The sequence below is a fragment of the Sulfurivirga sp. genome (genome assembly GCF_015490265.1).
Lineage (GTDB): Bacteria > Pseudomonadota > Gammaproteobacteria > Thiomicrospirales > Thiomicrospiraceae > Sulfurivirga.
The window spans coordinates 1-7,310 of record NZ_WFYD01000073.1 but is presented as its reverse complement, the minus strand read 5'-3'; the positions used below and the strand labels follow the sequence as shown (position 1 = coordinate 7,310).

7 protein-coding genes are annotated in these 7,310 nt (G+C 63.4%); 1 reads left to right on the top strand and 6 read right to left on the bottom strand.

All coding sequences use genetic code 11. The features are described 5' to 3' along the window. The 6 genes from F8K16_RS05245 to F8K16_RS05220 all read right to left on the bottom strand — a co-directional run. Window positions 1–616 (bottom strand): 2-oxoacid:ferredoxin oxidoreductase subunit beta (locus tag F8K16_RS05245; protein WP_294947923.1); only part of this gene is annotated, 616 nt, incomplete at its 3' end. Beyond that, complete coding sequence (locus F8K16_RS05240) at window positions 616–2,304, bottom strand: 2-oxoacid:acceptor oxidoreductase family protein (RefSeq protein WP_294947921.1); 1,689 nt, start codon at window positions 2,302–2,304, stop codon at window positions 616–618. The genes F8K16_RS05240 and F8K16_RS05245, both read right to left, overlap by 1 nt. Continuing rightward, entirely contained in the window at window positions 2,301–3,182 is an 882-nt protein-coding gene (locus F8K16_RS05235) for a fructosamine kinase family protein (RefSeq protein ID WP_294947919.1), read from the bottom strand. Before F8K16_RS05235 ends, F8K16_RS05240 begins: the two co-directional genes overlap by 4 nt. Window positions 3,183–3,191: 9 nt before the next feature. Continuing rightward, complete coding sequence (locus F8K16_RS05230; protein WP_294947917.1) at window positions 3,192–5,645, bottom strand: penicillin-binding protein 1A; 2,454 nt, start codon at window positions 5,643–5,645, stop codon at window positions 3,192–3,194. A 96-nt stretch (window positions 5,646–5,741) separates the two neighbouring features. Continuing rightward, window positions 5,742–5,957, bottom strand: a complete 216-nt coding sequence (locus F8K16_RS05225; RefSeq protein WP_294947914.1) for a hypothetical protein — start codon at window positions 5,955–5,957, stop codon at window positions 5,742–5,744. 128 nt (window positions 5,958–6,085) lie between these two features. Next, the gene (locus F8K16_RS05220; protein WP_294947911.1) at window positions 6,086–6,946 is read right to left on the bottom strand and encodes a YicC/YloC family endoribonuclease; all 861 of its coding nucleotides are present in this window, start codon (window positions 6,944–6,946) and stop codon (window positions 6,086–6,088) included. A 59-nt stretch (window positions 6,947–7,005) separates the two neighbouring features. On the opposite strand from F8K16_RS05220, the gene rph reads away from it, so the two are divergent. Then, window positions 7,006–7,310: ribonuclease PH (rph, locus tag F8K16_RS05215; protein WP_294947908.1), on the top strand; the 305-nt coding region annotated here is incomplete at its 3' end.

Below are 7,310 nucleotides of genomic sequence, written 5' to 3'. Positions count from 1 at the left end.
CTTCCGGACGGAAAGTGACACATGGGCTGAGCACTTCGATGAAGCTGAACCCCTCATGTTCGATGCCGGCTGCGATCACCTTGCTCAGTTCCGCCGGGTTGCCGGAAAAGCCGCGCGCCACAAAGCTGGCGCCCGCCGACAGCGCAAGCGCCATGGGCTGGAAGGGGTGCATATGGGTGCCATGGGGCGCCAGCTTCGTCTTCCAGTCCGGCTCCGTCGTAGGGGAGGGCTGTCCTTTGGTCATGCCATAGACGCGGTTGTCCATCACGATCAGCGTCATGTCCAGATTGCGCCGACAGGCATGCAGAAAGTGGTTGCCACCGATGGAGTAGGCATCACCGTCGCCGGAGGTGACGATGACGGTCAGGTCAGGGTTGGCCAGCTTGACGCCGGTGGCCAGCGGCAGGGCGCGGCCGTGCAGGCCGTGGAAGCCCCAGGCGTCCACATAGGCCGGCAGGCGGGAGGAGCAGCCGATGCCCGAAATGACCGCCGTGCGGTCCTTGTCCAGTTCCAGCCATGCCATCGCCTGCGTCAGGGCCCGCAGCACCATGAAGTGTCCGCACCCCGGACACCAGATGGGGTGGATGTCGGATTTGTAGTCGTTGGCGAAAGGCATCAGACGTCCTCCTCGAGGCGCTTGAGCACCTCACCGGGTCGGATGGGCAGCGGCCCGGGCTGAGCCAGGCTTTCCAGCGGCACGCCCGGCAGCCGGCTCTGCAGATAGTGCAGCAGCTGTGCCCCGTGGGTCTGTTCGACCACCAACCGCCGCGCGCCTTTTTCCAGCAGGGGGCGCAGCCGTTCGACCGGCAGCGGCATCAACAGGCGCAGGCCCAGCGCAGCCGTGGAATGACCCGCTTCGGTGCGCACGCGGGCACAGTGCTTCAGCAGCGGCCACACGCTGCCGGTGCCGATCAGCAGGGTTTGCGCATCATGCGGCCCCTCCCATTCGAAGGCTCGGTCGCCATAGTCGAAGTCGGTCAGCTTGCGGGCACGGCGGTTCAGCTGCGCGCTGTGGTCGCTGGCGAAGCTGGAGGGCACGCCGGTGGGCGTGTGCTCCAGCCCGTCGGCCACATAGCGGCAGCTGTCTTGGCCGGGTATCGGTAGCGGGTTCATGGCATCGGTGGCAAAGCGCACCCAGTCACTGCAGTCCTTCACGCCCCGTTCGGGTGTGGGCAGATCCAGCGCCTCGACAGGCGGCAGAATGGCCTCCGCCATGGCCAGACGCTGCTCGGAGGCCATCAGCACGACGGTCTGCAGTTTTTCCGCCAGCCAGACGCTCCACTGGGCCGTGGCCGCCAGATCGGCAATGCCCAGCGGTGCGGTGACCACATGGGGGCTGTCCCCGTGTGGGCCGAACAGCAGGCTCTCCAGGTCGGACTGCTCCGACTTGGTGGGAATGCCGGTGGACGGGCCACCCCGGTTGACGTTGACCACGGTGACCGGCACCTCGGCCGCAACGGCCAGGCCGATGCCCTCCATCATCAGGCTCAGGCCGGGGCCAGAGGTGGCCGTGGCCGCCGGTGCGCCGGCGAAGCTGGCACCGATGGCCATGTTGATGGCCGCCAGCTCATCTTCGCTCTGGATGAGCACGCCGTTCTGCGTCGGCAGACGGCTGGCCAGCCACTCAGACAGGTCGGTGGCCGGTGTGATGGGATAGGCACTGAAAAAACGGATGCCGCCGCGCAAAAGCCCCAAACCGGTCAGCGGGTTGCCCTGCACCAGCCAGGGGGTGTCGGTATGGCGCTGCCAGCTGCCGAGCAGATCCGGCTGAGGCTCGCACTGGTCAAAACCCAGCCGGATCAGCTGCAGGTTCTGCTGCATCACGGCCTCACCCTTGCGGCCCAGCAGCTTGCGCAGACTTTTTTCCAGCGCATCAAACGGCAAACCCAGCCAGGCGCCCAATGCACCTGCCGCCACCATGTTGAAGTGGCCCTTGGGTACCTGGCTGGCCAGGCTTTTCAGCGGCAGGGCATGGGCGTGATAACCGCTGAGAGAGGCGGGTGGGGGCGTGTGTTCGTCATGCCACACCTGGGCAGTTTCAGAAAGCGGCACTTCATCGGCAAAGCGCTCGAAGCCGTGCCAGTCCAGTCCCAGTAGCAGATCAAAGGCGTCGCTGTCATGTTCCATGGGGGCGTCGGCCAGATGGAGCATTACCGCCGATTCGCCTCCGCGGATCTGCGGGCCGAAGGACTTGGCCATCCAGCCCCAGTAGCCGGCGTAGGCTACGGCATGCAGCAGGATCTTGCCGGCGGTGACCACGCCGCTGCCGCCGGAACCGCAGATGGCCAGAGAAAAGGTTTTCATCTTGCCTCCGCAAGCAGCTGATCGATCATGCGCTGCGCACTGGTGGCGTAGCCGCCGCCGAACAGATTGAAGTGATTGAGGATGTGGTACAGGTTGTAGAGCGTTTTGCGCACGCCGTAACCGGTATCCAGGGGAAAAACCTCGCGATAGGCGGCGTAGAAATCACTGCCGAAGCCGCCGAAAAGTTCGGTCATGGCGATATCCGCCTCATGATCACCGTAATAGCTGGCCGGATCGTAGATGACCGGTTCGCCGTCCACCGTAAACGCGCTGTTGCCGCCCCACAGGTCGCCATGCAGCAGTGAAGGTTTTGGCGTGTAGTCCGAGAAGAAGAAGGGAAGCCGTTCGATCAGTTTCAGGCCGCTGTCATAGAGGTAATGGGGCGCGCCGGCCTGGCGGGCCAGTTCCAGCTGGTGGCGCAGGCGCTTTTCTCCATAGAAGTGGAGCCAGTCCGTTTCCCAGCCGTTGGGCTGCAGCGTGTGGCCGATGTAGTTGTCCTCGAACCAGCCGAAGCGGCCCTCCGGTTCCAGCTGATGATGCAGCAGTGCCAGGGCTCGGCCGCGGTCCCGTTCATTGCCCCGGTGGCCCAGCGGCAGGTATTCCATCAGCAGCCAGGCATGGCTGCCATATGTGCCATGGCCGGCTGGTTCGGGACAGCGGATGGTGTGGGTGTCGGCAATGGCTTGCAGCGCATGGGCTTCGCAGGAAAACAGTTTGAGGGCGTCTGCGCGGTTGGTCTTGAGAAACCAGTCGCCGCTTTGTGTATGCAGCCGCCAGGCCTGATGGATGTCGCCACCGCCGACCGGCTGGGCGCTGATCAGCTCCAGATTCAGCTGGCAGGTGTCATTGATCTGTTGAATCAGGCCCGTCCAGTCCATGGTGATCTCCTATTGGAAAAGATCGTTCTGCAACTGTTCCAGCTTGCGCTCGGTGCGGGTGGGCACGTCCGGTGCGAACGGCTCGCGGAAGATCTCGAAAATGGCTCCCGGTGTGTCCGGCGGCACCGCTTCACCGGTCTTGGGGTCGATGGGCACGCGTACCAGTCCCGGAGGCATGGGGAAAGGATGTTCCGGCCGGTCGGCCAGCGCCACGCGCATGTAGTCCATCCAGATGGGGAGGGCGGCACGCCCGCCCACTTCGCGCCGTCCCAGTGTAGCCGGTTCGTCGAAACCAACCCACACGCTGGTGGCCACGTCAGGATTGAAGCCGGAGAACCAGGCATCCTTCTGATCGTTGGTGGTGCCGGTCTTGCCGGCAATGTCGTGCCGCCCCAGCGCCTTGGCGCGCCGGCCGGAGCCGTAGTTGATGACATCCTGCATCAGCGAGGTCATGATGTAGGCGTTCTGGGGCGAGATGACCCGGGGCGCTGCCTGCGGATCATCAGGCAGGCACTGGCTTTCCTCGCGGCAGGCTACCTTGGGCTGCGCCTCGTAGATGGGCTTGCCGTCGAAATCGAGCACCTTCTGCACAAACCAGGGTTGTATGCGGTAGCCGCCGTTGGCGAACACACTATAGCCGCGCACCACTTCAAGCGGGCTGAACTGAGGTGTGCCCAGCGCCAGAGAGAGATCCGCATGACGCAGCAGTTCCTCGCGGGGGAAGCCGAATCTGGCGATGTGGTCGATGGCGTAGCGGATGCCGATGGCCTGCAGCAGACGGATGGACACCAAATTGCGGGAGTGGGCCAGCGCTACGCGCAGGCGAGTGGGGCCGTAGAAACGGCCGGAGTAGTTTTCCGGCCGCCAGACGTCTTCCAGGGCCTTGTCGTGGAAGACCACCGGCGCATCGTTGATGATGGAGGCGGCGGTGTACCCCTTGTCCAGCGCGGCGGAATAGAGGAAGGGCTTGATGTTGGAGCCCACCTGCCTGCGGCCCTGCACGGCGCGGTTGAACTTGCTGTCAAAGTAGTCGAAGCCGCCTGTCAGGGCCAGAATGCGGCCATTGGTCGGCGCCACGGAAATCAGCGCCCCCTGGACCTGCGGTTTCTGTGCCAGCCACCACTGGCCGTTCCGGTTTTCCACATAGACCAGATCGCCCGGCTTGACCACTTCAATGGGTGCGGTTGGAGTCGGACCTATCCTGTTGGCATTGATGAAAGGGCGTGCCCATTTCATGCCCGGATCGAATGGCAGGGTGACCGTCTGACCGTCTTTCAGGCGGGCCTGTGCGGAACGGTCGGTCACTTCTGTGATGACAGCCGCCTTCAGGTGTCCGGGCTCTTCGATTTTTTTCAGCGCCTGTTCAATGTCGGCCTTGTCTGCCAGCTGGGCGGGCGCAAGGTGCCCGATGGGGCCTCGCCAGCCGTGACGGCGGCTGTAGTCCAGCAGTCCCCGACGCAGCGCCCGGTTGGCCGCCTGTTGCAGATGGCTGTCGATGCTGGTCACCAGTGTCAGGCCCATTTCCAGCGCCTTGGGGCCGAAACGGCGCTGTGCCCAGTCCCGCGCCATTTCGGCCGCATAGCCTGCTTCCACTTCCACGCGGGCGCCCACCAGCTTGGCATGCACGGGCACGGCCATGGCCTTTTCCATCTCTTCGCGGGTGATGAAGCCCAGTTTGTGCATGCGGCGCAGCACATAGTTGCGCCGTGCCTTGGCTCGAGCAGGGTTGGTGATGGGGTTGTAGGCGGACGGTGCCTTCGGAAGGCCGGCCAGCATGGCGTATTCGTCAAGCGTCAGGTCGTGGATGTCCTTGCCGTAGTAGGTGCGGGCAGCAGCGGCCACGCCGTAGCTGCGGTGGCCGAGGAAAATCTTGTTGAGATAGAGGGCAAGGATCTGCGGCTTGCTCAGCTGATGTTCGATCTTGAGCGCCAGCACGATCTCGTTGAGCTTGCGCATGAAGGTCTTCTTGCGGCTGAGGAAGAAGTTGCGCGCCACCTGCATGGTGATGGTGGAGCCGCCGGATTTCTTGTGACCGGTGGTGATCAGCTGATAGACGGCGCGGGCCAGTCCTTTGGGGTCGACCCCGGGGTGGGAAAAGAAATTCTCATCCTCTGCCGCCACGATGGCCTGGGTCATGCGTTCGGGAATGTCGGTGTAGTCCAGCGGAATGCGGCGCTGGGTGCCGATCTCGCTGATGAGCTTGCCGTCTGCGGTGACGATACGCAGCGGCACCTGATAGCGCACGTCTTTCAGTTCGCTGGCGTCTGGCAGTGTGGGGTAGATGGTGACCATGTACCAGGCCACGCCGATGCCCGGAAGAATGACAAACAGCGTCAGCAGCGTCAGCCACAGCCACCAGCGTCGTTTGCGACGGGGCGGGCGCTCATCATTGGGGTGCCCGGGCGCTGATGCCTTTTCGGTCGGCGTTTCGGGGGTTTCCTTCAGCGGGTCTTCACTCTGCATGGCGCAAGTCACATGGGTAATGTGGCGTTATTGTAGCCCACAAACAAAAACGCCCGGCGCTGGGGCCGGGCGTCTGATTCGTCCTGAAGCCGTCTGTCAGGTGCGCTTGCTGTAGCGACCGGTCTTGATGTCGCTGTACATCAGCGCCAGGTTGCCGCCCACGATGATGACAATGGCAGCCAGTACGGCCAGCTGGGAAATGATCACTTCCAGAGACTCGGGCAGGATGTCGAAATAGACGCCCCAGATAATGGCGTAGGGAATGACGACCGTAATGGTCACTACAACCCAGAACTTGATGAAATCGCTCATTGCTTGCTCTCCCAGATTGCCGCCACGCGGGCGGGTTTTACTTTGTCGGAACTTGATGCAAATGGTAATGGAATGCGCGGCCCGTTTGCAAACAAAATCCGTTTATGAGGTTGATCTGGATCAATTGATCACTCGATGTTCTGCACCTGCTCGCGCATCTGTTCGATGAGCACCTTCAGTTCCACCGCCGCTTCGGTCAGGCGCATGTCGGCCGCCTTGGAACCGAGGGTGTTGGCCTCGCGGTTGAGCTCCTGCATGAGAAAGTCCAGTCGCCGTCCCACCGGGCCGTCCTGCGCCAGCGCTTCGCGCACGTGACGCACATTGGTCAGCAGGCGATCCAGCTCTTCGGCCACATCCAGTTTCTGGGCCATCATGGCCACTTCCTGTGCCAGCCGGTTTTCGTCCACCTCCGCCTTCAGGTGAGCAAGACGTTCGCGCAGCTTCGTTTCATAGGCGTGTACCGCCTCAGGCACGATGGGACGTAGTTCGTTGACGATATGTTCGATTTCATCCAGCCGCGCCTCGATCAGCTGCCGCAACGCCTCGCCTTCCCGTGCCCGTGCCTGCACCAGCTGGTTCAGCGCTTCATCTGCGCAGGCGAGCAGCGCTTCGGCCATGCTGTCCCGGTCCAGCGCCGGTTCCCGGATCAGCCCCGGCCACTGCAGCACATCCATCACGTTGACTTCACTGGCGGCGGGCAGCTCCAGCCGCACCGTCTGCATGGCCTGGATCAGGCCCTTGAGCACTTCCCCGTCCACTTCGGGCCGGGCGGCCTCACCGTCCAGCTGCAGCGTGAGCGCCAGCTCCAGCTTGCCACGGGCCACATGCCGCTTGATGCGCTCGCGCAGCGGCATTTCCAGCTCGCGCCAGTTGTCGGGCAGGCGGAAATGGGTTTCCAGATAGCGGTGGTTGACGCTGCGGATCTCCCAAGTGATCTGCCCCCAGTCGGCGCTGCACTGGCTGCGGGCGAAGGCGGTCATGCTTTTCATGGGCGGGTGGACTCGTCGTTTTATAATTCCATTCATTCTATAAAGAAACGGAGCGGAACATGAGTGAATGGACGCGCCCTTCCGGGCGTCGGGCGGACGAGATGCGCCCGGTGACGCTGGAAACCGGCTATACCAAGTATGCGGAAGGTTCGGTGCTGATCAGCGTGGGCGACACGCGCGTGCTGTGCAACGCTTCGGTGGAGGAGCGGGTGCCGCCCTTTCTGCAGGGCAGTGGTCAGGGCTGGGTGACGGCTGAATATGGCATGCTGCCCCGTTCCACCGGCACGCGCATGCGTCGGGAAGCCAGCGCCGGCAAGCAGGGCGGGCGCACGGTGGAGATTCAGCGCCTCATCGGCCGTTCCCT

Bases quoted from the DNA above. Each gene is read 5' to 3' on its own strand.
- F8K16_RS05240 (WP_294947921.1), bottom strand. From the start codon at position 2,304: ATGAAAACCTTTTCTCTGGCCATCTGCGGTTCCGGCGGCAGCGGCGTG.
- F8K16_RS05235 (WP_294947919.1), bottom strand. From the start codon at position 3,182: ATGGACTGGACGGGCCTGATTCAACAGATCAATGACACCTGCCAGCTG.
- F8K16_RS05230 (WP_294947917.1), bottom strand. From the start codon at position 5,645: ATGCAGAGTGAAGACCCGCTGAAGGAAACCCCCGAAACGCCGACCGAA.
- F8K16_RS05225 (WP_294947914.1), bottom strand. From the start codon at position 5,957: ATGAGCGATTTCATCAAGTTCTGGGTTGTAGTGACCATTACGGTCGTC.
- F8K16_RS05220 (WP_294947911.1), bottom strand. From the start codon at position 6,946: ATGAAAAGCATGACCGCCTTCGCCCGCAGCCAGTGCAGCGCCGACTGG.